This is a genomic window from Duganella sp. FT27W, from assembly GCF_009295655.1.
In the GTDB taxonomy this organism is placed as follows: domain Bacteria; phylum Pseudomonadota; class Gammaproteobacteria; order Burkholderiales; family Burkholderiaceae_D; genus Rugamonas; species Rugamonas zoogloeoides.
Map to the genome: position 1 here is coordinate 1 of NZ_WHIV01000050.1, position 233 is coordinate 233.

1 tRNA gene is annotated in these 233 nt (G+C 44.6%); it reads left to right on the top strand.

Going from position 1 to position 233, the window contains the following annotated elements:
• Window positions 1-76 (top strand) — tRNA-Ala (locus F8197_RS28415).
• The last annotated feature ends 157 nt before the right edge of the window (window positions 77-233 follow it).

Consider the following 233-nt stretch of genomic DNA (forward strand, 5'->3'; position numbering starts at 1 on the left):
GGGGGATTAGCTCAGCTGGGAGAGCACCTGCTTTGCAAGCAGGGGGTCGTCGGTTCGATCCCGTCATCCTCCACCAAGAGTTCAAATGTAAGCCGCTAGGTTTAGATTTGGTCTTTTAGAGACCAAGTGCTGTATGTTCTTTAACAATCTGGAAGAAGTAAGTAGATTTTTATGTGTCGTGTTACGGTAAAACGTAATGCGATGGGTAATGATTGTATGTATCAACAAACGCA